The organism is Phytobacter sp. SCO41, from assembly GCF_003073275.1.
Classification (GTDB): Bacteria; Pseudomonadota; Gammaproteobacteria; order Enterobacterales; family Enterobacteriaceae; genus Phytobacter; species Phytobacter diazotrophicus.
The window spans coordinates 4,621,752-4,644,231 of sequence record NZ_CP027225.1 but is presented as its reverse complement, the minus strand read 5'-3'; the positions used below and the strand labels follow the sequence as shown (position 1 = coordinate 4,644,231).

Genomic DNA, 22,480 nt, shown 5'->3' with positions numbered 1-22,480 from the left:
GCCCTTTTAAAAGTTGGCACTCATGCAGGAAAACAACGCGCTTCCCGATACCACGTTTCAACTCACCGACGTCACATTCAGTGTGCCTGGCCGCACGCTGCTGCATCCCCTTTCTCTGACCTTTCCGGTTGGCAAAGTCACTGGCCTTATCGGGCATAACGGTTCAGGGAAATCCACACTGCTGAAAATGCTGGGGCGTCATCAACCGCCTTCGCAGGGAGATGTTCTGCTCGACGGACAGCCGCTGGCAAGTTGGAGCAGTAAATCCTTTGCCCGTAAGGTGGCCTATCTGCCGCAGCAGTTGCCGCAGGCAGAAGGGATGACGGTACGTGAACTGGTGGCGATTGGTCGGTATCCGTGGCATGGCGCGCTGGGCCGTTTTGGTGTGGCTGACAGAGAGAAAGTGGAAGAGGCGATAGCGCTGGTTGGACTCAAACCACTGGCGCATCGTCTGGTTGATAGCCTGTCCGGCGGCGAACGTCAGCGTGCATGGATTGCCATGCTGGTGGCACAGGATAGCCGTTGTCTGCTTTTGGATGAACCAACCTCGGCGCTGGATATCGCTCATCAGGTGGACGTGCTGGCGCTGGTGCATCGTTTAAGCCAGCAGCGCGGGCTGACGGTAATTGCCGTGTTACACGATATCAATATGGCGGCGCGCTATTGCGATTACCTTGTGGCATTACGCGGCGGTGAAATGATTGCCCAGGGGACCCCGGATACACTCATGCGCGCGGAGACTCTCGAACAAATTTACGGTATCCCGATGGGGATTCTTCCTCACCCGTCAGGTGCTGCCCCGGTGAGCTTTGTCTATTGATGGATGGCCTGAACCTGATTAGCCGTCGTCGCCTGTTGACGATGATGGCGCTCTCTCCTTTGCTGTGGCAGATGCGCAGCGCGCAGGCCGCGGAAATCGACACGCAGCGGATTGTCGGTCTGGAGTGGCTGCCGGTCGAACTGCTGCTGGCGCTGGGGATTAAACCTTACGGCATTGCCGATATTCCCAATTACAATCTGTGGGTAAATGAGCCTGCGCTCCCCGCCGGGGTGATTGACGTTGGGCTGCGCACGGAGCCCAATCTGGAACTGCTTACGCAGATGAAACCTTCTTTCCTGGTCTGGTCTGCCGGCTATGGCCCCTCTGCCGATGTACTGGCGAGAATCGCGCCGGGGCAGGGGTTCAATTTTAGCGACGGTAAGAAACCGCTGGCGACGGCACGAAAATCCCTCAACGAGATGGCACAGCTATTCCATATGGAAGCGGCGGCAAAAGCGCATCTGGATACCTTCGATAGCTTTATTGCCGACAGAAAACCGCACTTCAGACCGCGTGGCGAACGCCCGCTGCTGATGATGACGCTGCTGGATGCACGCCACATGCTGGTCTTTACCCGCAACTGCCTGTTCCAGGAAGTCCTGGATGAGTTTGGTATTCAAAACGCCTGGCAGGGGGAAACCTCGTTCTGGGGAAGCACCGCCGTGGGGATTGATCGCCTGGCGATGTATAAAGACGTCGATGTTCTCTGTTTTGACCACGGTAATGATGCTGATATGCGTAAATTGATGGCGACCCCGCTGTGGCAGGCGATGCCATTTGTTCGCGCGGGCCGATTCCAGCGCGTACCTGCCGTCTGGTTCTATGGCGCGACGCTCTCTGCCATGCACTTTGTGCGTGTTCTGGATAACGCACTCGGGGGCAAAGCATGAGAAGACCGTTTGCGTTACTGCCGGGCCTGCTACTGGCGGTGTTATTGATTGCTGGTGCCTGGCTAACCTGGCTGAATTTGAATGCCGCACTTCCCCGTGCACAGTGGGGGCAGGCGCTTTTTTCGCCCAACGTTGATGTGATTGAACAGATGCTGTTCCATTACAGCCTGCTGCCACGACTGGTGATTTCGCTGTTAGTCGGGGCTGGCCTGGGGCTGGTGGGGGTACTGTTCCAGCAGGTCTTACGTAACCCGCTGGCAGAACCTACAACGCTTGGGGTCTCTACCGGCGCGCAACTGGGCATCACCATCGTCACGCTCTGGGCGCTTCCGGGCGCGTTGACCACGCAGTTTGCCGCGCTGGCCGGCGCCTGTGTGGTTGGCGCGCTGGTGTTTGGGGTTGCCTGGGGCAAACGGCTTTCTCCGGTGACGCTTATTCTGGCAGGGCTGGTGGTGAGCCTCTACTGCGGGGCGGTCAACCAGTTGTTGGTGATTTTCCACCACGATGCGCTGCAAAGCATGTTCCTGTGGAGCACCGGTACGCTTACCCAGACCGACTGGAGCGGCGTGCAGCGCCTGTGGCCGCAGCTAATCGGCGGCGTGGTGCTCACCCTGCTGTTGCTGCGACCATTAACGTTGATGGGGCTGGATGATGGCGTTGCCCGCAATCTTGGTCTCGCGTTATCAATGGCGCGTCTGGCCGCGCTTACGCTTGCGATCGTACTCAGCGCACTGCTGGTGAATGCGGTCGGGATTATCGGCTTTATCGGCCTGTTTGCACCTTTGTTGGCGAAAATGCTCGGTGCGCGGCGTCTGCTGGCGCGTCTGATGCTTGCCCCCCTGATTGGCGCCCTGATTCTTTGGCTATCTGACCAGCTTATCCTGTGGCTCGCCCGCGTATGGAGAGAGGTCTCCACAGGATCTATGACGGCGCTGATTGGCGCGCCGCTGTTACTGTGGCTGCTGCCGCGTTTGCGCAGCATGAGCGCGCCTTCGATGGATGTCGGGGACAATGTCCCCACGGAACGGCAAAACGTGCAATGGTTTGCGCTGGTCGGGCTGGTTGTATTGCTACTGGGCGTACTGGTGGCTCTTTCGTTCGGACGCGACGCGGAAGGCTGGCGCTGGATTAGCGGTACGATGCTCGACGATCTAATGCAGTGGCGTTTGCCGCGGATTATCGCCGCGCTGACCGCCGGGATCATGCTGGCGGTAGCCGGGTGTATTATTCAGCGCCTGACGGGGAACCCGATGGCAAGCCCGGAAGTGCTGGGGATCAGCGCCGGAGCGGCCTTCGGTGTTGTGGTCATGCTGTTCTTCGTGCCGGGGAATGCGTTTGGCTGGCTGATGCCAGCCGGCAGTCTCGGTGCGGCCATTACGCTGCTGATCATTCTGATTGCCGCCGGTCGCGGGGGCTTTTCGCCGCACCGTATGCTACTGGCCGGGATGGCGCTCAGTACCGCGTTCACCATGCTGTTGATGATGTTGCAGGCAAGCGGTGATCCGCGTATGGCGAAGATCCTGACGTGGATTTCCGGTTCGACCTATCACGCGACCTTTGAGCAGGTGATGCGTACGGGCCTGATGATGGTCGTGCTCCTGGCGCTGGTGCCGTTCTGTCGTCGCTGGCTGACGGTATTGCCACTGGGCGGTGATACGGCGCGTTCGGTGGGGATGGCGTTGACCACATCACGTATCGGGCTATTGCTGCTGGTGGCGGCGTTAACGGCAACCGCAACGATGACCATTGGCCCGCTGAGTTTTATCGGCCTGATGGCACCGCATATCGCGCGTATGATGGGTTTTCGCCGTACCATGCCGCATATCGTTATGTCTGCGCTGACGGGTGGGCTTCTGTTGGTGTTTGCCGACTGGTGCGGGCGGATGATGATGTTTCCCTACCAGGTCCCGGCAGGACTGCTGTCGACCTTTATCGGCGCGCCGTATTTTATCTATTTACTGAGAAAGCAGAGCCGATAAGCGGTGGAGCGCCGATGCGGCCCTGATTTGTAGCCCTGGTAAGCGTTGCGCCACCAGGGCGTGTCCCGGATGACGGCGCAAGCGCCTTATCCGGGATACGATTCTGGCTGAACAGGTGCCACGCAAGGCGACACCTGTCTCGTCAGAAATTACAGCTTCGCAAACACGCGGCGTGCTGCATCAACCGTATTGCGGATATCTTCTTCGCTATGCGCGATGGACATAAAACCTGCTTCGAAAGCTGATGGCGCAAAATAGACACCCTCTTCAAGCATCAGATGGAAGAAGCGCTTAAAGCGTTCCACATCGCAGGCCACCACATTCTGATAACAGGTCACTTCCGGCGCATCGGTAAAGAACAGACCGAACATGCCGCCTACGTGGTTGACCACCAGTGGAATACCCTGGCCGCGCGCTGCATCAATCAGGCCATCTGCCAGCAATGCCGTCAGATCATTGAGGGTTTCATGCACGCCCACCTGCGACACTTCGGTCAGGCAGGCATAACCAGCGGCCATGGCAATGGGGTTGCCGGAAAGTGTACCGGCCTGATAGACCGGGCCTGTCGGCGCCAGGGCTTCCATAATGTCGCGGCGGCCACCAAATGCGCCCACCGGCATTCCGCCGCCGATGATTTTACCCAGGCAAGTCAGGTCCGGCGTGACGTCATAGTAAGATTGCGCACCCGCCAGCGCGACGCGGAAGCCGGTCATCACTTCGTCGATAATCAGCAACGCGCCGAACTCATCACAGAGCGCGCGCAGGCCCGGCAGGAAGTCATCTTTCGGCGGAATACAGTTCATGTTACCCGCGACCGGCTCAACGATGATACAGGCGATATCCTGCGGATATTGCTCGAAAGCGTCGCGGACGCTCGACAGATCGTTATAGGTGCAGGTCAGGGTATGTTTGGCGAAGTCCGCCGGCACGCCCGGAGAGTTTGGCTGGCCCAGCGTCAATGCGCCGGATCCCGCTTTGACCAGCAGGCAGTCTGCGTGGCCGTGGTAGCAGCCTTCAAATTTGATGATTTTGTCGCGACCGGTAAAACCGCGAGCCAGACGAATCGCACTCATGGTGGCTTCGGTACCGGAGTTCACCATACGCACCATATCCATGGTCGGTACCAGTTGAGTCACCAGTTCGGCCATTTTCACTTCCATCTCGGTCGGCGCGCCAAAACTCAGACCGCGCTGGGCGGCTTCAATTACCGCATTGCGAATAGCCGGATGGTTGTGACCGAGCACCATCGGACCCCAGGAGCCGACGTAATCAATGTAAGCTTTGCCATCGGCGTCGTAGAGGTAAGCGCCGTCAGCGCGCTCAATAAACAGCGGCGTGCCTCCTACGCCGGTGAAGGCGCGTACCGGCGAGTTAACGCCGCCGGGGATAAGTTCGCGTGCGGCGCTGTAGAGGTTTTCTGACTTACTCATGAAATCGTTCCTGGTTTGTTAAAAACAATGGGGCTTATTCTAAGGGATTCCTGGAAGAGGATAAAAGTATTGCGCACGGAAAGGATAGCCACCTCAGAGGGAGAATACTTGAACGAATAACCAGGGTAATAGATAATAGCCAAAATGATCGGGTTATTATTTGCCCAGATCGCAGTATGAATGGGAGCGAAAAATGAGTGACGATGTAGCGCTGCCGCTGCAGTTTACCGACGCAGCAGCCAGTAAAGTGAAAAACCTGATTGCGGATGAAGACAATCCGAACCTGAAACTGCGTGTCTACATTACGGGCGGCGGTTGCAGTGGCTTCCAGTATGGCTTCACGTTTGACGACCAGATCAACGATGGCGACATGACCATTGAGAAACAGGGCGTAGGCCTTGTTGTTGACCCGATGAGCCTGCAATATCTGGTGGGTGGTTCGGTTGATTATACCGAAGGTCTGGAAGGTTCCCGTTTTGTGGTAACCAACCCGAACGCAACAAGCACCTGCGGTTGCGGATCCTCATTCAGCATCTGATCCCTTTCGGATGCCACAAAAAAGCCGTGTCAGTGACACGGCTTTTTGCTATCTGCCATTCTCATCCAGCGCGAATGTCGGCAGCTTGAGATGCCAGCGTATGGCGGCAAGGCGAATGCCCAATGTGACCACCATTCCAAGCATCGCGGCGTTTTCCAGCGGCACATCAAAAGAGTAAGCCGCTGTTGAATGGACAATGCCGCCAACGATACAAGCGGTGGCGTAGATTTCTGTTCGCAGGATCATCGGTACTTCGCGTGCCAGCACATCACGAATAATCCCACCGCCAACACCGGTCAGCACCCCCATACCCGTTGCGACCAACGGCCCGGTGCCAGCCATAAACGCTTTGTTTACCCCAATACCGACAAACACGGCCAGCCCGACGGCATCAAGCACTGGCAGCACCCACTTCGGCAGACGCCTTGGCTGGCGAACCAGCACAATCGTCAGCATACAGGTGACCATTGCCACCACCAGGTCGGTTGGATCTTTCACCCAGAATACAGGGCCATGGGCGAGCGCCATATCGCGGATCGTGCCGCCTCCAACGGCGGTTACCACGCCTAATACCAGCACACCAAAAGGATCCATCCGGAGTTTTCCGGCAAGCAGCACACCTGAGATGGCAAAAACAGCGGTACCGACAATATCCAGCCAGTAGACGAGCATGGTTTAATCCCCGGTTATTTCACCTGCGCCAGGGCAGGGCAGAGTTGTTGAGCGGCGAGGATAATACGCGGACCGGCGCGCTCAAACCAGTCGCTGGTTAGCGGAATGACCGGAATATCGAGCTGTTTGTGCCAGAATTGTTCGATTTTAGGAATTTCGCTCACATTTCCTGCTACCACGATCGCATGAGGCTCGCGCGCCAGCACTTGCTCACGACTCACCTGGGGCCAGGGAACCCGGCTGGCGGCAAAGATATTCTCGCCCCCGCACAGTTCCAGCACTTCGTTTTGCAGCGAGCCTTTACCGCTGGTGAAAAGCGGTTCTCCGCCAAACTGCAGAAACACCCGTTTTTTCGTCTGCCCGGCATACTGTTTTTTCAGCGCCTGATACTGGGCCAGCAGCTCAGTTGAGGCCTGCTGTGCTTGTTTGGGGTGTGGGCTGTATTGTGCGAGCCCGGCTAAAGATTCTGCGACTTGTTCGATGGTTACCGAATCCAGCCACAGCACCTTGATACCCAGCCGTTCCAGTTGATCGACCTGACGTTCCGCATTGCCGCCGCGCCAGGCAAGGACGACGTCGGGTTTTAACGCCACAATCCGCTCGATGTTCAGCCCTTGCCAGGTGGCAACCTGCTCGATTTTTTTCGCCTCAGGGGGAAAGTCTGAATAGCTGCTGACGCCCACAGGCGTGATGCCAGCGGCAAAGGCCATTTCCGTATTCGCAGGAGAGAGGGAGATCACGCGCGGCGCGGCGCAAAGCCACGCCGAAGCAAAAATAAGCAGGGCGGCCAGCGCCCTGAACAAATATTTAGCCACGTGCCAGGTTCTGCACCAGTGTCTCAACCATCAGGCTGGACTGTTTCGCAGCAACCACGAGGAACTCATCAAAGCTCAGGTGGGATTGCTGGTCGGCCACGTCGGAGATGGCGCGCACCACCACAAAGGGTACGCCAAAGTTATGGCAGACATGCGCAATGGCGGTTGCTTCCATTTCAACGGCTACGGCTTGCGGGAAGTTATGGCGAATTTTGGCCAGACCCACGGAGCCGTTAATAAAGGCATCACCGCTGACAATCAGACCGCGAACCGCGTTCAGATTGAGCTGTTTAATGCAGCTTTCTGCCGCAGTAACCAGTTTTTCATCTGCTTTAAAGCCCGCCGGGCAACCGGGCAACTGGCCGAACTCGTAGCCAAATGCTGTGACGTCCGCGTCGTGATAGCGTGCTTCGTCAGAGACCACGATATCGCCGACTGTCAGGGTTGACGCCAGACCACCAGCGGAACCTGTATTGATAATCACATCCGGCTTGCAGCGTTCCAGCAGCAGTGTTGCGCCCATTGCGGCGGCCACTTTGCCGATGCCAGATTTCAGCAGGGCGACTTCTGTACCATTCAGCGTACCGGTGTAAATTTCACAGCCGCCAATGGTCAGCGTCTGACGATTTTCGATTTTGTCACGCAACAGCGTAACTTCTTCTTCCATTGCACCAATAATGCCAATTTTCATGGAGATACTCGCTAATGTGATAAGACAGGGATACGTTTACAGGGCATAGTCTATCATGGCATACACAATTGCATGATACCCCGTGACGCCTCGCTGACAGGAGAGGAAATGGCTGAGATCGATTTTCGCAAAAAAATAAACTGGCATCGTCGCTACCGTTCGCCACAAGGCGTGAAAACTGAGCGCGAAATCCTGCGCATTTTTGAAAGCGATCGCGGGCGGATAATCAACTCGGCGGCGATTCGCCGTCTGCAGCAAAAAACGCAGGTCTTCCCCCTGGAACGTAACGCGGCGGTGCGCACGCGGTTGACCCATTCGCTGGAAGTGCAGCAGGTTGGGCGTTACATCGCCAAAGAGGTGTTAAGCCGCCTGAAAGAGCTTCGTCTGCTTGAAACCTATGGCCTGGATGAACTTACCGGGCCTTTTGAAAGCATTGTTGAGATGGCGTGCCTGATGCACGACATTGGTAATCCGCCATTTGGTCATTTTGGCGAGGCGGCAATCAATGACTGGTTTCGTCAGCGCCTGGCGCCAGAGGATGCTGCCAGCCAGCCTCTGACGGACGATCGCTGCGAAGTGGTGGCGCTGCGTCTGCGGGAGGGGGAAGATGCTCTCAATGCGCTACGCCGTAAGGTGCGCCAGGATCTCAGCCATTTTGAAGGAAATGCGCAGGGTATTCGTCTGGTTCACACCCTGATGCGCATGAATCTGACCTGGGCACAGGTGGGCTGTATTTTAAAATATACCCGGCCTGCCTGGTGGAGTGGTCCACCGCCATCCACCCACAGTTATTTAATGAAAAAGCCGGGTTTTTATTTTTCCGAAGAGACGTATGTCGCCCGGCTGCGTAAAGAACTTGAGCTCGATACTTACAGTCGTTTCCCACTGACCTGGATAATGGAAGCCGCTGATGATATTTCCTATTGCGTAGCTGACCTTGAAGATGCGGTGGAAAAGCGCATTTTTACCGCAGAGCAACTCTATCAGCATCTCTATGACGCCTGGGGTGAACACAGTAAAGGTTCTTTGTTCTCTCAGGTAGTGGAGAACGCCTGGGAGAAATCCCGCGCAAATTCATTAAGCCGCAGCGCCGAAGATCAGTTCTTTATGTATTTACGTGTAAATACCTTAAATAAACTTGTGCCTTATGCCGCGCAGCGATTTATTGAAAACCTACCGCAAATATTCAGCGGAGAATTCAATCACGCCCTGCTGGAAGATGACAGCGATTATAGCCAGCTCCTTGAACTTTATAAAAATGTCGCCATTAAAGAGGTGTTTAGTCATCCCGATGTTGAACAACTGGAGTTACAGGGATATCGCGTAATCAGTGGGCTTCTGGAGATTTATCGTCCGCTACTGCAATTATCGCTGGCGGATTTTTCAGAGCTTGTGGAAAAAGATCGCGTGCGACGTTTGCCGATTGAATCACGCTTGTTCCAGAAGTTATCAACGCGCCATCGACTGGCTTACGTTGAAGCTGTGAGCAAATTATCCCCGGAAGGGAGCGACTTCGCGATATTGGAATATTATCACCGTTGTCGGCTCATCCAGGACTATATCAGCGGAATGACAGATTTATATGCATGGGATGAATACCGCCGCTTGATGGCGGTGGAATAATCGGTTGGGAATTGTAAAGACGGACAATAAATTTTTACTTTTTCCAAAAACTTAATCCCGGAACTTCACGCTATAAAGCGACTCTGAGTGATACATACACAGCCGTTTGCGTTACCAGTAAAGAGATTGAGAGACATGAAAAAAACGACTTTAGCAATGAGTGCACTGGCGTTGGCTTTAAGCCTGGCGCTGTCCCCTGTTTCCGTGATGGCTGCTGAAACCGCCTCATCGGTGTCGACTTCGCAGCAGATGCCAAGCCTGGCACCCATGCTGGAACAGGTCATGCCATCCGTTGTAAGTATTAACGTAGAAGGCAGCACCACGGTTAATACGCCGCGTATGCCGCGTAATTTCCAGCAGTTCTTCGGTGATAATTCCCCGTTCTGCCAGGACGGTTCTCCCTTCCAGAGTTCGCCTTTCTGTCAGGGCGGTGGTGCTCCGGGCGGGCAAGGTGGCCCCGGGGGGGATGGCGCTCAGCAACAGAAATTTATGGCTCTGGGTTCCGGTGTCATCATTGACGCAGCTAAAGGCTATGTCGTGACAAACAACCACGTGGTGGATAATGCGACCTCTATTAAAGTTCAGTTGAGCGATGGCCGTAAATTCGATGCCAAAATCGTTGGTAAAGACCCGCGTTCCGATATCGCACTGGTGCAAATTCAGGATCCGAAAAACCTGACGGCTATTAAGCTGGCTGACTCTGACGCTCTGCGCGTCGGTGATTATACCGTGGCTATCGGTAACCCGTTTGGCCTGGGTGAAACCGTGACCTCAGGTATTGTCTCTGCACTGGGTCGCAGCGGCCTGAATGCGGAAAACTATGAAAACTTTATCCAGACCGATGCGGCGATCAACCGGGGTAACTCCGGCGGTGCGCTGGTTAACCTGAATGGTGAACTGATCGGTATCAATACCGCCATCCTCGCTCCGGATGGCGGCAACATCGGTATCGGCTTTGCTATCCCAAGTAATATGGTGAAAAACCTGACGGCGCAGATGGTGCAGTATGGCCAGGTACGTCGTGGCGAGCTGGGAATCATGGGGACTGAACTGAACTCTGAGCTGGCGAAAGCGATGAAAGTCGATGCTCAGCGCGGTGCCTTTGTCAGCCAGGTCATGCCAAATTCTGCGGCTGCGAAAGCAGGTGTGAAAGCCGGTGATGTGATTACTTCGCTGAATGGCAAACCAATCAGCAGCTTCGCCGCGCTGCGTGCGGAAGTGGGTTCTATGCCTATCGGCAGCAAAGTGCAACTGGGTCTGGTTCGCGACGGTAAACCGGTGAATGTGAGCCTTGAACTGCAGCAGAGCAGCCAAAATCAGGTCGAGTCCGGCAATATTTTCAGCGGCATTGAAGGCGCTGAAATGAGCAACAATGGTAAAGATGAGGGCGTTGTCGTGAACGTGGTGAAAGCCAACACGCCTGCTGCGCGCATTGGTCTTAAGAAAGGGGATATCATCGTGGGGGCTAACCAGCAACCGGTGAAAAACCTTGGCGAGTTGCGCAAAATCATCGACAGCAAGCCTTCGGTCCTTGCTTTGAATATTCAGCGTGGTGATACTTCAATCTATCTGCTGATGCAGTAACCCGCTTAAGCCCTCTTCTTCCATTCGGGAGAAGAGGGCGCTCTCCTCAGATTTTGTGAGGCCTTCCACAACTCCATACTTCCACCGCCTGCTTTGTGCATTTGCACAGTGCGCCCCGTAATTATCTCCCATATGCTTGTGCTCTGCTCACGGGAGGGTTACATGGCTGGCTGGCATCTTGATACTAAAATGGCGCAGGATATCGTGGCGCGCACTATGCGCATCATAGATACAAACATTAACGTGATGGATGCTCGTGGCCGCATTATTGGTAGCGGCGATCGCGAGCGAATTGGGGAATTGCACGAAGGCGCGTTGCTTGTGCTGGCGCAAGGGCGCGTGGTGGATATCGATGATGCGGTGGCCCGTCACCTTCATGGGGTCCGTCAGGGCATCAACTTGCCGTTGCGTCTGGAAGGGGAAATCGTCGGCGTTATTGGCCTGACGGGTGAGCCTGAGTCGTTGCGCAAATATGGCGAGCTGGTGTGCATGACCGCCGAAATGATGCTGGAACAATCCCGGCTGATGCACCTGCTGGCTCAGGACAGTCGTCTGCGTGAAGAATTGGTAATGAACCTGATTCAGGCAGAAGAGCATACCCCAGCACTTACCGAATGGGCACAGCGTCTGGGCATCGATTTAAATCAGCCGCGTGTGGTTGCCGTGGTGGAGGTCGATAGCGGGCAGTTGGGGGTGGACAGCGCGATGGCGGAACTCCAGCAACTGCAAAATGCCCTGACCACGCCTGAGCGTAATAACCTTATTGCGATTGTCTCGTTGACCGAAATGGTGGTGCTTAAACCGGCACTGAATCAGTTTGGTCGCTGGGATGCCGAAGATCATCGTAAGCGCGTTGAACAACTGATTCAGCGCATGAAAGAGAACGGTCAGTTGCGTTTTCGCGTTGCGCTGGGTAACTACTTTACCGGGCCGGGCAGTATCGCTCGTTCCTACCGTACTGCGCGCACCACTATGATGGTGGGGAAACAGCGCATGCCGGAAAGCCGTAGTTACTTCTATCAGGATTTGATGCTGCCGGTGCTGCTCGACAGTTTACGCGGCGGCTGGCAGGCGAATGAGCTTTCCCGCCCGCTGCAGCGTCTTAAAGCGATGGATAATAATGGCCTTTTGCGCCGTACGCTTTCCGCATGGTTCCGCCACAATGTTCAGCCGCTGGCGACGTCAAAGGCGTTATTTATTCATCGCAATACGCTGGAATATCGTCTGAACCGTATTTCTGAACTCACCGGGTTGGATCTGGGGAACTTTGACGACAGGTTGCTGCTCTATGTGGCGCTGCAACTGGATGAACAGCGGTAAATGAAAGCAAAAAGGCAACCTGGGTTGCCTTTTTAATGTTTGCGCCCTCTCCAGCCAGGAGAGGGACGGGGTGAGGACATCAGAATGCGTCACTCCCGCATTATTTATTGCGCGTCAGTTTTTCCAGATCGGATTCAATTTCGCTGATCTTATTCGCGACAACGCTTTCCAGATGGCGGAGATCGTCCAGGATCTTCCGTTTCAGATCCACATCTGTCCGATCACGCTGACAGATTTGATCTAACTCGTCGATCACGTAGCGCAGGTTTGGACTGATCTCCTGCACCTCTTTGTATCCCTGACCGATACCATCCGCGACCACCGTTTTGCGCTGACGAGGATATTTAAACTTTACGCTTTTCGCAAAAAACTCGCCTTTGTCCTTGTGGAAATAGATTTTCAGAATGTCGTTGTTTGCTTCCTGACGAAGGCTGTAGCGATCGATTTCATCAGGATTGGTGATGCCTAAACTTTTCAGATTATCGTACATAGCGGTACCCTTAAGCTCAACATAACCTATGAATAATTAACGAAAAAATCTATTTTCGCCACCTGGAAATGCAAAAAAGGCGGGATATGTCACCCTCTCCCGAATCAGGAGAGGGTATGACTTAGTCGATGGTGCGCAGCAGTTCGTTGATGCCGACTTTACCACGCGTTTTGGCATCGACTTTTTTCACGATGACAGCGCAGTACAGGCTGTATTTACCGTCTTTAGACGGCAGGTTGCCTGAAACAACAACGGAACCCGCTGGTACGCAGCCATAGTGAACTTCGCCCGTTTCGCGGTCATAAATACGCGTACTCTGTCCAATGTACACGCCCATGGAGATCACGGAACCTTCTTCAACGATAACACCTTCTACTACCTCGGAACGTGCGCCGATAAAGCAATTATCTTCGATAATGGTCGGATTCGCCTGTAATGGCTCCAGAACACCACCAATCCCGACACCGCCAGAGAGGTGAACGTTTTTACCGATCTGCGCGCATGAACCGACAGTCGCCCATGTATCGACCATGGTGCCTTCGTCGACGTAAGCGCCGATATTCACATAAGACGGCATCAGCACGGTGTTACGGGCAATGAACGCGCCCTGGCGCACCGCCGCGGGTGGCACGACGCGGAAGCCTTCTTTCTGGAAACGCGCTTCGTCGTAGTCGGCGAACTTCATCGGTACCTTATCGAAGTAGCGGCTTTCCGCACCTTCGATAACTTTATTATCGTTAATGCGGAAAGAGAGCAGTACGGCTTTCTTCAGCCATTGGTGAGTGACCCACTGACCATCAATTTTCTCTGCGACGCGCAGCGCGCCGGAATCTAACAGGGCAATAACCTGGTTAACCGCTTCACGGGTAACGGTATCTGCGTTTGCCGGGGTGATCTCTGCGCGACGCTCGAAAGCGGCTTCAATAACGTTCTGTAACTGCTGCATTGTTAAACTCTTTCCATATAAAAAAACACGTCACCCTTTATCGTTTGGATTGAGGGCCTCTGTCAACCGTTGTTGTACCTCCTTTTGCAGCTCATTATTAAGGCCACGCCGGTCGGCAGTCGCGATTATAAATAAATCTTCTACTCGCTCACCAATTGTCGTAATTCTCGCCCCGTGCAGCGAAATGCCAAGGTCCGCAAACACTTTGCCCACGCGGGCCAGCAGCCCTGGCTGATCCAGCGCGATGAGCTCCAGGAAACTTTTTCGGTCTGTATGCGTCGGCAGGAAATTCACTTCCGTATCGACGGTAAAGTGGCGCAACTTGGCTGGTTGACGACGCGGCTGCGGTGCCTGCCAACTGGGCTGTGTAATCGCCTGTTCCAGGCCAAAGCCGATGGCGTCATGACGATCCGGCGACAGTGGGCTACCGTCTGGTTCCAGGACGATAAATGTATCCATCGCCATGCCATCACGGGTCGTGAAAATCTGTGCGTCGTGCACGCTCAGGTTGCGCCGGTCCAGCTCGGCGCAGACGGCGGCAAACAAATAAGGCCTGTCCGGACTCCAGATAAAAATCTCGGTACCGCCGCGCGTGGCCTGCGGGCTGAGCAGGATCAATGGCTTACTCAGGTCGTGTTGCAACAGATGCCGCGCGTGCCAGGCAAGCTGATTTGGACTGTGGCGGACGAAGTAGTTGGCGCGACAGCGTCCCCAAATCTGATGCAGTTGCTCTTCATTTATATTGTCCATCCGCAGCAGCGCCAGCGCCTGGAGCTGATGGTGCCGCACGCGTTCGCGCATATCCGGCGTGTTTTGCATGCCGCGACGCAATTGTTTTTCCGTAGCGAAATAGAGTTCGCGTAGCAGGCTTTGCTTCCAGCTATTCCACAGGGTTTCATTAGTGGCGCAAATATCAGCCACTGTCAGGCACACCAGGAAGCGCAGACGGTTTTCTGTTTGCACTTCTTCGGCGAACTGTTTGATCACCTCCGGATCCTGGATATCACGGCGTTGTGCGGTGACAGACATCAGCAAGTGGTGGCGCACCAGCCAGGCAACCAGTTGTGTTTCCCTGGAGTTGAGACCGTGTAATTCGGCGAATTTCAGCACATCCTGTGCGCCAAGCACGGAGTGGTCGCCCCCGCGTCCTTTGGCGATATCGTGGAACAACGCAGCGATCAGGATAAGCTCGGGATGCGTCAGGCGCGGCCACAGTTCCACGCAAAGCGGATGGCGCTGACGCGTCTCTTCACTGGCGAAACTTTCCAGTTTCAGCATTACCCGGATGGTGTGCTCGTCTACGGTATAGGCATGGAACAGGTCGAACTGCATTTGCCCGACAATGTGCGACCACTGCGGCATATAAGCCCACAAAACGCTATGGCGATGCATTGGCAGCAGGCCACGCTTCACGGCTCCGGGATGACGGAGCATGCTAAGAAATATTGACCGCGCTTCGGGGATATAGCACAACGGCTGCGTCAGGTGGCGTCGCGCATGGCGTAAATGGCGCAAGGTGGTCGAATAGATACCGGTGATACTGCTGTTACGCACCATGATGTAGAACATACGCAGGATGGCCTGCGGCTCGCGGATAAACAGATTGTCATCGCGCAGGTCAATCAGCGTGCCGCGTAGTTGGAATTCATCATCAATGGCGCGCGGCTTTTCATCTTCGGTGAGCGCCAAAATCGCTTCATCAAAGAGTTGTAACAGCATATGGTTCAGTTCGGTCACGCGACGAGTGACGCGGAAGAAATCCTTCATCATATGCTCGACCGGTTGATTCCCCTCACCGACGTAATTCAGGCGTTGAGCAACGCTGAGCTGGCGGTCAAATAGCAGACGGTTGTCATAGCGGTTGAGTTCAAGGTGCAGGGCGAAGCGAATACGCCAGAGCAGGTGCAAACACTCGTTAAGTTCGTTGCGTTCGGCTTCGGTTAAAAAGCCAAACCCAACCATCTCATCCAGGGACGTTGCGCCAAAGTGGCGACGTGCGACCCATTGCAGGGTGTGGATATCGCGCAGGCCGCCAGGGCTGCTTTTGATATCGGGCTCCAGATTGTAGCTGGTGCCGTGATAACGCTGGTGGCGCTCATTTTGTTCGGCCACTTTTGCCGGGAAGAATTTTTCCGATGGCCAGAAATCTTCGCTGAAAATATGCTTTTGCAGTTCAAGAAACAGGGCAACATCGCCAATTAACAGGCGGGATTCAATCAGATTGGTGGCGACCGTTAAATCGGAAAGCCCTTCCTGTAGACACTCGCTTAGCGTACGCACGCTGTGGCCGACTTCCAGCTTCACATCCCATAAGAGCGTGAGCAGTTCACCGATTTTTTGTGCCTGCTCGTCAGGCAATTTTGTGCGGCTCAAAATAAGGAGGTCGATATCCGACAGCGGGTGCAGTTCACCGCGACCGTAGCCCCCCACGGCAACCAGCGCGGTATCGCCGATGTCGCCGAAACCATACTCCAGCCACAGGCGTTGCAGGAGTTGATCGATAAATTCCGTGCGGGCTTCTATCAGTTGTTCGGCAGAAAGGCCGGCGTCAAAAACATGCCCCAGCCATTGCTGAAATGTATCGATATGCGCCTTGATGGCGGCGCAATTCAGTTCGTCCTGTGGCCAGTTCCCGGGATAGTCCGGTTGGCCCGGAAGGGTGGGTTTCACCGTACTGATGAATTGTTCAGAAAATGTATTGCTCATTAACAGGCCACCCATAAGTTGAAGGCAGGACGCGACATTGCCGAACCAGAGAGCGTTCGGGATGCAAAGACATATGCGACAAATTAGAAGAGATAACGAGAAATGAAAAGTCGTTTATATCTATGACGTAGAGCGGGGCGGGGGGAGAAAACAACGGCCCGCGACGCGGACCGTTAAATACTATCAAGCGGCGGTTAACACAGCGTCGATAGTGTCATCTTTACGCAGGGTGAGAATTTCGCACCCTGTGTCGGTAACCACAATCGTGTGCTCGTATTGCGCGGAAAGGCTGCGGTCTTTGGTTTTTACCGTCCAGCCATCTTTCATAGTACGAATACGGTAATCGCCTGCGTTCACCATCGGTTCAATGGTGAAGGTCATACCGGCCTGCAGCACTACGCCACCGTCATCCGCATCGTAGTGCAGCACCTGCGGCTCTTCGTGGAAAACGCGACCAATACCGTGGCCGCAATATTCACGGACGACAGAGAAACCTTCCGCTTCCACGAATTTCTGAATGGCTGCACCAAGGGTACGCAGACGGATGCCCGGTTTCACCATTCTCAACGCCAGGTAGAGGCTCTCCTGAGTGATACGGCACAGACGCTCGCCCAAAATAGTAGGTTTGCCGACGATAAACATTTTCGACGTATCGCCATGGTACTCATCTTTAATCACCGTCACGTCGATGTTGACGATATCGCCATCTTTGAGCTGTTTTTCATCGTCCGGAATGCCGTGACAAACCACTTCATTAATAGAGATGCAAACGGATTTCGGGAAGCCGTGATAGCCAAGGCAGGCGGAGATGGCGTGCTGTTCGTTAACGATATAGTCATTACAGATACGATCCAGCTCACCGGTGCTTATGCCGGGCTTAATGTACGGTTCGATCATTTCCAGCACTTCGGCGGCGAGACGGCCGGCGATGCGCATTTTTTCAATTTCTTCTGGAGTCTTTATTGAGATAGCCATGAATTCTGTCCATCAGCGTCGAATTTTTCGACAATACTAGTCTAAGTGCTGTCAATGGTAACAGTCTGACGAGTCCTGTGCCAAATTGAGAATCATTCTGAACTTCGTCTTTCGTGCCGCCCGTGTACTGCTATGCCTCCTGTAACAGGAAATTCATCGTTCAGTACCGTGCGTAACGCCAACAATTATTGGAGTCTGACGCCTGTTTATGGTATAAAGCGCGCCGGACTTCCGTTCCTCTTCGGAACTGAGGCGACCAAATCTCACTTTGTGTAATAACACACACGTATCGGCACATATTCCGGGGTGCCCTTCGGGGTCGGTAATATGGGATACGTGGAGGCTTAACCCCAACTTTATCTATAGAGGTTTTTACCATGGCAACTGTTTCCATGCGCGACATGCTCAAGGCTGGTGTTCACTTCGGTCACCAGACCCGTTACTGGAACCCGAAAATGAAGCCTTTCATCTTCGGCGCGCGTAACAAAGTTCACATCATCAACCTTGAGAAAACTGTACCGATGTTCAACGAAGCTCTGGCTGAACTGAACAAGATCTCTTCTCGTAAAGGTAAAATCCTTTTCGTTGGTACTAAACGCGCTGCAAGCGAAGCGGTAAAAGAAGCTGCAAACAGCTGCGATCAGTTCTTCGTGAACCATCGCTGGTTGGGCGGCATGCTGACTAACTGGAAAACCGTTCGTCAGTCCATCAAACGTCTGAAAGACCTGGAAACTCAGTCTCAGGACGGTACTTTCGACAAGCTGACCAAGAAAGAAGCGCTGATGCGTACTCGCGAGCTTGAGAAACTGGAAAACAGCCTGGGCGGTATCAAAGACATGGGCGGCCTGCCGGACGCACTGTTCGTTATCGATGCTGACCATGAGCACATTGCTATCAAAGAAGCGAACAACCTGGGTATCCCGGTATTCTCTATCGTTGATACCAACTCTGATCCAGATGGCGTTGATTTCGTTATCCCGGGTAACGACGATGCAATCCGTGCTGTGACCCTGTACCTGAATGCTGTTGCTGCGACCGTCCGTGAAGGCCGTTCTCAGGATCTGGCTACCCAAGCGGAAGAAAGCTTCGTAGAAGCTGAATAATAAGGTTTGCTCTTTTAGAGCCCTTATTAACCAGGTAGTTACAAGTTTGGTTAGGGGGCCTGTCTCAGGCCCCTTTTTTACTTTCATATCTGTGCGGTTCTTCGAACCGGGCAGGTCAAATTCTCCCGAGGAATAAAGAATGGCTGAAATTACCGCATCCCTGGTAAAAGAGCTGCGTGAACGTACTGGCGCAGGCATGATGGATTGCAAAAAAGCACTGACTGAAGCTAACGGCGACATCGAGCTGGCAATCGAAAACATGCGTAAATCTGGTGCAATCAAAGCTGCGAAAAAAGCAGGCAACGTTGCTGCTGACGGCGTGATCATCACCAAGATCGACGGCACCTACGGTATCATTCTGGAAGTTAACTGCCAGACTGACTTCGTTGCGAAAGACGGTGGTTTCCAGGCATTTGCTAACAAAGTTCTGGACGCAGCTGTTGCAGGCAAAATCACTGACGTTGAAGTTCTGAAAGCACAGTTCGAAGAAGAACGTGTAGCGCTGGTTGCTAAAATCGGTGAGAACATCAACATCCGTCGTGTTGCTTCCCTGGAAGGCGAAGTGCTGGGTTCTTACCTGCACGGCGCACGTATCGGTGTTCTGGTTGCGGCTAAAGGCGCAGACGAAGAGCTGGTTAAACAGCTGGCTATGCACATCGCTGCAAGCAAACCAGAATTCGTTAAGCCGGAAGATGTATCTGCTGAAGTGGTAGAAAAAGAGTACCAGGTTCAGTTGGACATCGCCATGCAGTCTGGCAAACCGAAAGAAATCGCTGAGAAAATGGTTGAAGGCCGCATGAAGAAATTCACCGGCGAAGTTTCTCTGACGGGTCAGCCTTTCGTTATGGATCCGAGCAAAACCGTTGGCCAACTGCTGAAAGAGCAGGGCGCTGATGTGACTAACTTCATCCGCTTCGAAGTGGGCGAAGGTATCGAGAAAGTTGAGACTGACTTCGCAGCAGAAGTTGCTGCAATGTCCAAGCAGTCTTAATTATTAAAGCAGCCGCCTGAGGGCGGCTTCTTTTTGTTCCCGTCAGAGTAAAATCAGCCAATCGCTATAGTGTTTGCGCTGACAGGCGACGTATCATATCGCCGGATTTAAACCCGTCTAATTGTTGACAGTCTCAGGAAAGAAACATGGCTACCAATGCAAAACCCGTCTATAAACGCATTCTGCTTAAGCTGAGCGGCGAAGCCCTGCAGGGTTCCGAAGGTTTCGGTATTGATGCGAGCATCCTTGACCGCATGGCGCAAGAAATCAAAGAACTTGTTGAACTGGGTGTTCAGGTTGGGGTGGTAATTGGTGGCGGTAACTTGTTCCGTGGGGCTGGCCTGGCGAAAGCGGGTATGAACCGCGTGGTGGGTGACCACATGGGCATGCTGGCTACGGTCATGAATGGCCTGGCAATGCGCGACGCGCTGCATCGCGCCTATGTGAATGCCCGCCTGATGTCCGCATTTCCGCTGAACGGCGTGTGTGACAATTACAGCTGGGCTGAGGCGATCAGTCTGCTGCGTAACAATCGTGTTGTGATCTTTAGTGCCGGTACGGGTAACCCGTTCTTTACGACTGATTCCGCTGCCTGCCTGCGCGGCATTGAGATAGAAGCGGATGTCGTACTGAAAGCCACCAAGGTTGATGGCGTGTTTACTGCCGATCCGGCAAAAGATCCGGCTGCGACCATGTACGATCAGCTCAGTTATACCGAAGTTCTTGATAAAGAACTGAAAGTAATGGATCTTGCCGCCTTTACCCTGGCCCGCGACCATAAATTACCTATCCGCGTGTTCAACATGAACAAGCCGGGCGCGTTGCGTCGTGTGGTAATGGGCGAAAATGAAGGCACTTTGATTACGGAATAATTCCCGTAAGCAACAAATAAGGGTAAGATTCCGCCTTAATTTATTTAGCAGTTCTGTCAGGCATCTTCACGGTGCCTTGTACTGAACGAGACTATACTAACCACTCAAGTGGCGTATGGTTTGCCTGAGACAAGATTTCAAGGATTCGTAACGTGATTAGCGATATCAGAAAAGATGCTGAAGTGCGCATGGAAAAATGCGTAGAATCATTCAAAACCCAAATCAGCAAAGTGCGCACTGGCCGTGCTTCCCCGAGCCTTCTGGATGGTATCGTCGTTGAGTATTATGGTACTCCGACGCCGCTGCGCCAGCTGGCGAACGTAACGGTAGAAGACTCCCGTACGCTGAAAATCAACGTGTTCGATCGTTCTATGGGCCCGGCCGTTGAGAAAGCCATCATGGCGTCCGACCTCGGTCTGAACCCAAGCTCCGCCGGGACCGACATTCGTGTTCCGCTGCCGCCGCTGACTGAAGAACGTCGTAAAGACCTGACCAAAATTGTTCGTGGCGAAGCTGAACAAGCGCGCGTTGCTGTTCGTAACGTACGTCGTGATGCGAACGATAAGGTCAAAGCGCTGCTGAAAGATAAAGAAATCAGTGAAGATGATGACCGTCGTTCTCAGGAAGACGTGCAGAAACTGACTGACGCTGCAATCAAAAAAGTCGATGCGGCGCTGGCGGATAAAGAAGCAGAACTGATGCAGTTCTGATTCGAAAACCGACGAAAAACGCCGTACAGAGAGCCGCCAAGGGGGCTTTGCTGGCGGCGTTTTGCTTTTAATCTGCACAATATTGTGAGCGTTTCATGAAGCATTTAACCCTTCTGGGCTCAACAGGTTCTATTGGTTGCAGCACGCTCGATGTGGTTCGCCACAATCCCGATCGCTTTTCCATTACTGCCCTGGTTGCGGGTAAAAATGTTACCCGTATGGTGGAACAATGCCTGGAATTCACCCCGCGTTTTGCGGTGATGGACGATGAAGCCAGTGCGCGTCAGCTAAAAGCTGAATTACAGCAACAGGGCTGCCCGACGCAGGTCATGAGTGGTCAGCAGGCGGCCTGTGAGATGGCTGCGCTCGATGAGGTCGACCAGGTGATGGCGGCGATTGTTGGCGCTGCTGGCCTTGTGCCTACGCTTGCGGCTATCCGCGCGGGTAAAACCGTGCTGCTTGCCAATAAAGAGTCGCTGGTGACCTGCGGACGTCTTTTTATGGACGCAGTGAAAGAGAGCGGGGCGCAGCTCCTCCCGGTGGATAGCGAACATAACGCTATTTTTCAGAGTTTACCGGAAACAATCCAACAAAACCTGGGGTACGCTGATTTAGAGCAGAATGGCGTTTCGTCTATTCTGCTTACCGGGTCTGGTGGCCCGTTCCGTGAAACGCCTATGTCCGAACTGGCCTCAATGACGCCGGATCAGGCATGTCGTCATCCGAACTGGTCGATGGGGAGAAAGATCTCCGTTGATTCCGCCACCATGATGAACAAAGGTCTGGAATACATTGAAGCGCGCTGGTTATTCAACGCTTCTGCCCGCCAGATGGAAGTGCTTATTCACCCGCAATCGGTGATCCACTCCATGGTGCGTTATCAGGACGGCAGTGTTTTAGCGCAGCTTGGTGAACCGGATATGCGTACACCGATTGCACATACTATGGCCTGGCCTGAACGTGTGCCCTCCGGCGCCAATGCCCTCGATTTTTGTAAATTGAGCGCGTTGAGTTTTGCCGCACCTGATTATAACCGCTACCCTTGCCTGAAACTGGCGATAGATGCGTTTGCACAGGGGCAGGCAGCGACCACGGCGCTGAATGCGGCTAATGAGGTAACGGTGTCGGCATTTCTGGCTTCCGCTATCCGTTTTACGGATATTGCTGCGCTGAATCTGTCTGTTCTGGAACAGATGGTATTAAGCGAACCACAAAGTATTGATGATGTATTGGCTGTAGATCGGCTTGCACGTGACGTAGCGCAAAAACAAGTGACGCGCTTCGCAAGCTGGTGATAATCCAGCCACTAACAGTCATGCTATTTG

At 53.8% G+C, this 22,480-nt stretch carries 20 protein-coding genes; 12 read left to right on the top strand and 8 right to left on the bottom strand.

Annotated elements, in window-relative coordinates; translation table 11 throughout:
* Positions 1–22: 22 nt before the first annotated feature.
* From fhuC to fhuB, 3 genes are read left to right on the top strand one after another with little or no spacing between them, the layout of a single operon-like run.
* On the top strand, positions 23–820 hold the full coding sequence (fhuC, locus tag C5523_RS22620) for a Fe3+-hydroxamate ABC transporter ATP-binding protein FhuC (protein ID WP_039078417.1): 798 nt from the start codon (positions 23–25) through the stop codon (positions 818–820).
* A complete protein-coding gene (gene fhuD / locus C5523_RS22615; RefSeq protein WP_039078418.1) occupies positions 820–1,710 on the top strand; it encodes a Fe(3+)-hydroxamate ABC transporter substrate-binding protein FhuD in 891 nt (296 codons plus the stop codon). The genes fhuC and fhuD overlap by 1 nt, the downstream gene beginning before the upstream one ends.
* Positions 1,707–3,689: a Fe(3+)-hydroxamate ABC transporter permease FhuB gene (fhuB, locus tag C5523_RS22610; RefSeq protein WP_108702013.1), complete on the top strand. Its 1,983-nt coding sequence runs from the start codon at positions 1,707–1,709 to the stop codon at positions 3,687–3,689. The genes fhuD and fhuB overlap by 4 nt, the downstream gene beginning before the upstream one ends.
* 149 nt (positions 3,690–3,838) lie before the next feature.
* On the opposite strand, the gene hemL is transcribed toward fhuB, so the two are convergent.
* Entirely contained in the window at positions 3,839–5,119 is a 1,281-nt protein-coding gene (hemL, locus tag C5523_RS22605; protein WP_108702012.1) for a glutamate-1-semialdehyde 2,1-aminomutase, read from the bottom strand.
* A gap of 193 nt (positions 5,120–5,312) precedes the next feature.
* Between hemL and erpA the strand changes: the two genes are divergently transcribed.
* Entirely contained in the window at positions 5,313–5,657 is a 345-nt protein-coding gene (erpA, locus tag C5523_RS22600) for an iron-sulfur cluster insertion protein ErpA (protein WP_039078421.1), read from the top strand.
* A gap of 48 nt (positions 5,658–5,705) precedes the next feature.
* Here erpA and C5523_RS22595 read toward each other — a convergent pair whose 3' ends face one another.
* The 3 genes from C5523_RS22595 to mtnN are packed head-to-tail and all read right to left on the bottom strand — an operon-like array spanning position 5,706 to position 7,835.
* The gene (locus C5523_RS22595; protein ID WP_108702011.1) at positions 5,706–6,329 is read right to left on the bottom strand and encodes a TRIC cation channel family protein; all 624 of its coding nucleotides are present in this window, start codon (positions 6,327–6,329) and stop codon (positions 5,706–5,708) included.
* A gap of 14 nt (positions 6,330–6,343) precedes the next feature.
* Positions 6,344–7,144 carry a vitamin B12 ABC transporter substrate-binding protein BtuF gene (gene btuF / locus C5523_RS22590; RefSeq protein WP_039078423.1) on the bottom strand — a complete coding sequence of 267 codons (801 nt, stop codon included), beginning with the start codon at positions 7,142–7,144 and terminating at the stop codon, positions 6,344–6,346.
* The gene (gene mtnN / locus C5523_RS22585; protein ID WP_071193676.1) at positions 7,137–7,835 is read right to left on the bottom strand and encodes a 5'-methylthioadenosine/S-adenosylhomocysteine nucleosidase; all 699 of its coding nucleotides are present in this window, start codon (positions 7,833–7,835) and stop codon (positions 7,137–7,139) included. The genes btuF and mtnN overlap by 8 nt, the downstream gene beginning before the upstream one ends.
* A 108-nt stretch (positions 7,836–7,943) precedes the next feature.
* On the opposite strand from mtnN, the gene dgt reads away from it, so the two are divergent.
* The 3 genes from dgt to cdaR all read left to right on the top strand — a co-directional run bounded on the left by dgt (position 7,944) and on the right by cdaR (position 12,362).
* Positions 7,944–9,458 (top strand): dGTPase, encoded by a 1,515-nt coding sequence (dgt, locus tag C5523_RS22580; protein ID WP_039078425.1) that lies wholly within the window; start codon positions 7,944–7,946, stop codon positions 9,456–9,458.
* Positions 9,459–9,593: 135 nt separating this feature from the next.
* Positions 9,594–11,042, top strand: a complete 1,449-nt coding sequence (gene degP / locus C5523_RS22570; protein WP_039078426.1) for a serine endoprotease DegP — start codon at positions 9,594–9,596, stop codon at positions 11,040–11,042.
* 162 nt (positions 11,043–11,204) lie between these two features.
* Entirely contained in the window at positions 11,205–12,362 is a 1,158-nt protein-coding gene (gene cdaR / locus C5523_RS22565) for a DNA-binding transcriptional regulator CdaR (protein ID WP_039078427.1), read from the top strand.
* Positions 12,363–12,462: 100 nt separating this feature from the next.
* Here the strand turns inward: cdaR and C5523_RS22560 are convergent, their stop codons facing one another.
* The 4 genes from C5523_RS22560 to map form a co-directional block, all read right to left on the bottom strand.
* Entirely contained in the window at positions 12,463–12,852 is a 390-nt protein-coding gene (locus tag C5523_RS22560) for a DUF3461 family protein (protein WP_039078428.1), read from the bottom strand.
* 121 nt (positions 12,853–12,973) lie between these two features.
* On the bottom strand, positions 12,974–13,798 hold the full coding sequence (gene dapD / locus C5523_RS22555) for a 2,3,4,5-tetrahydropyridine-2,6-dicarboxylate N-succinyltransferase (protein WP_108702010.1): 825 nt from the start codon (positions 13,796–13,798) through the stop codon (positions 12,974–12,976).
* Between the two features lie 30 nt (positions 13,799–13,828).
* A complete protein-coding gene (gene glnD, locus C5523_RS22550; protein WP_039078430.1) occupies positions 13,829–16,504 on the bottom strand; it encodes a bifunctional uridylyltransferase/uridylyl-removing protein GlnD in 2,676 nt (891 codons plus the stop codon).
* A gap of 183 nt (positions 16,505–16,687) precedes the next feature.
* A complete protein-coding gene (gene map / locus C5523_RS22545) occupies positions 16,688–17,479 on the bottom strand; it encodes a type I methionyl aminopeptidase (RefSeq protein ID WP_108702009.1) in 792 nt (263 codons plus the stop codon).
* Between the two features lie 377 nt (positions 17,480–17,856).
* On the opposite strand from map, the gene rpsB reads away from it, so the two are divergent.
* The 5 genes from rpsB to ispC all read left to right on the top strand — a co-directional run bounded on the left by rpsB (position 17,857) and on the right by ispC (position 22,450).
* On the top strand, positions 17,857–18,582 hold the full coding sequence (gene rpsB, locus C5523_RS22540) for a 30S ribosomal protein S2 (RefSeq protein ID WP_039078432.1): 726 nt from the start codon (positions 17,857–17,859) through the stop codon (positions 18,580–18,582).
* A gap of 139 nt (positions 18,583–18,721) precedes the next feature.
* Complete coding sequence (gene tsf / locus C5523_RS22535; RefSeq protein WP_039078433.1) at positions 18,722–19,573, top strand: translation elongation factor Ts; 852 nt, start codon at positions 18,722–18,724, stop codon at positions 19,571–19,573.
* Between the two features lie 146 nt (positions 19,574–19,719).
* Complete coding sequence (gene pyrH, locus C5523_RS22530; protein WP_039078434.1) at positions 19,720–20,445, top strand: UMP kinase; 726 nt, start codon at positions 19,720–19,722, stop codon at positions 20,443–20,445.
* Between the two features lie 152 nt (positions 20,446–20,597).
* On the top strand, positions 20,598–21,155 hold the full coding sequence (frr, locus tag C5523_RS22525) for a ribosome recycling factor (protein ID WP_039078435.1): 558 nt from the start codon (positions 20,598–20,600) through the stop codon (positions 21,153–21,155).
* 95 nt (positions 21,156–21,250) lie between these two features.
* Entirely contained in the window at positions 21,251–22,450 is a 1,200-nt protein-coding gene (gene ispC / locus C5523_RS22520) for a 1-deoxy-D-xylulose-5-phosphate reductoisomerase (RefSeq protein ID WP_108702008.1), read from the top strand.
* Positions 22,451–22,480: the final 30 nt, after the last annotated feature.

What these genes read in the sequence shown, in the direction of transcription:
- fhuC (WP_039078417.1), top strand. Translation starts at nt 23, where the DNA reads ATGCAGGAAAACAACGCGCTTCCCGATACCACGTTTCAACTCACCGAC.
- fhuD (WP_039078418.1), top strand. Translation starts at nt 820, where the DNA reads ATGGATGGCCTGAACCTGATTAGCCGTCGTCGCCTGTTGACGATGATG.
- fhuB (WP_108702013.1), top strand. Translation starts at nt 1,707, where the DNA reads ATGAGAAGACCGTTTGCGTTACTGCCGGGCCTGCTACTGGCGGTGTTA.
- hemL (WP_108702012.1), bottom strand. Translation starts at nt 5,119, where the DNA reads ATGAGTAAGTCAGAAAACCTCTACAGCGCCGCACGCGAACTTATCCCC.
- erpA (WP_039078421.1), top strand. Translation starts at nt 5,313, where the DNA reads ATGAGTGACGATGTAGCGCTGCCGCTGCAGTTTACCGACGCAGCAGCC.
- C5523_RS22595 (WP_108702011.1), bottom strand. Translation starts at nt 6,329, where the DNA reads ATGCTCGTCTACTGGCTGGATATTGTCGGTACCGCTGTTTTTGCCATC.
- mtnN (WP_071193676.1), bottom strand. Translation starts at nt 7,835, where the DNA reads ATGAAAATTGGCATTATTGGTGCAATGGAAGAAGAAGTTACGCTGTTG.
- dgt (WP_039078425.1), top strand. Translation starts at nt 7,944, where the DNA reads ATGGCTGAGATCGATTTTCGCAAAAAAATAAACTGGCATCGTCGCTAC.
- degP (WP_039078426.1), top strand. Translation starts at nt 9,594, where the DNA reads ATGAAAAAAACGACTTTAGCAATGAGTGCACTGGCGTTGGCTTTAAGC.
- cdaR (WP_039078427.1), top strand. Translation starts at nt 11,205, where the DNA reads ATGGCTGGCTGGCATCTTGATACTAAAATGGCGCAGGATATCGTGGCG.
- C5523_RS22560 (WP_039078428.1), bottom strand. Translation starts at nt 12,852, where the DNA reads ATGTACGATAATCTGAAAAGTTTAGGCATCACCAATCCTGATGAAATC.
- dapD (WP_108702010.1), bottom strand. Translation starts at nt 13,798, where the DNA reads ATGCAGCAGTTACAGAACGTTATTGAAGCCGCTTTCGAGCGTCGCGCA.
- glnD (WP_039078430.1), bottom strand. Translation starts at nt 16,504, where the DNA reads ATGAGCAATACATTTTCTGAACAATTCATCAGTACGGTGAAACCCACC.
- map (WP_108702009.1), bottom strand. Translation starts at nt 17,479, where the DNA reads ATGGCTATCTCAATAAAGACTCCAGAAGAAATTGAAAAAATGCGCATC.
- rpsB (WP_039078432.1), top strand. Translation starts at nt 17,857, where the DNA reads ATGGCAACTGTTTCCATGCGCGACATGCTCAAGGCTGGTGTTCACTTC.
- tsf (WP_039078433.1), top strand. Translation starts at nt 18,722, where the DNA reads ATGGCTGAAATTACCGCATCCCTGGTAAAAGAGCTGCGTGAACGTACT.
- pyrH (WP_039078434.1), top strand. Translation starts at nt 19,720, where the DNA reads ATGGCTACCAATGCAAAACCCGTCTATAAACGCATTCTGCTTAAGCTG.
- ispC (WP_108702008.1), top strand. Translation starts at nt 21,251, where the DNA reads ATGAAGCATTTAACCCTTCTGGGCTCAACAGGTTCTATTGGTTGCAGC.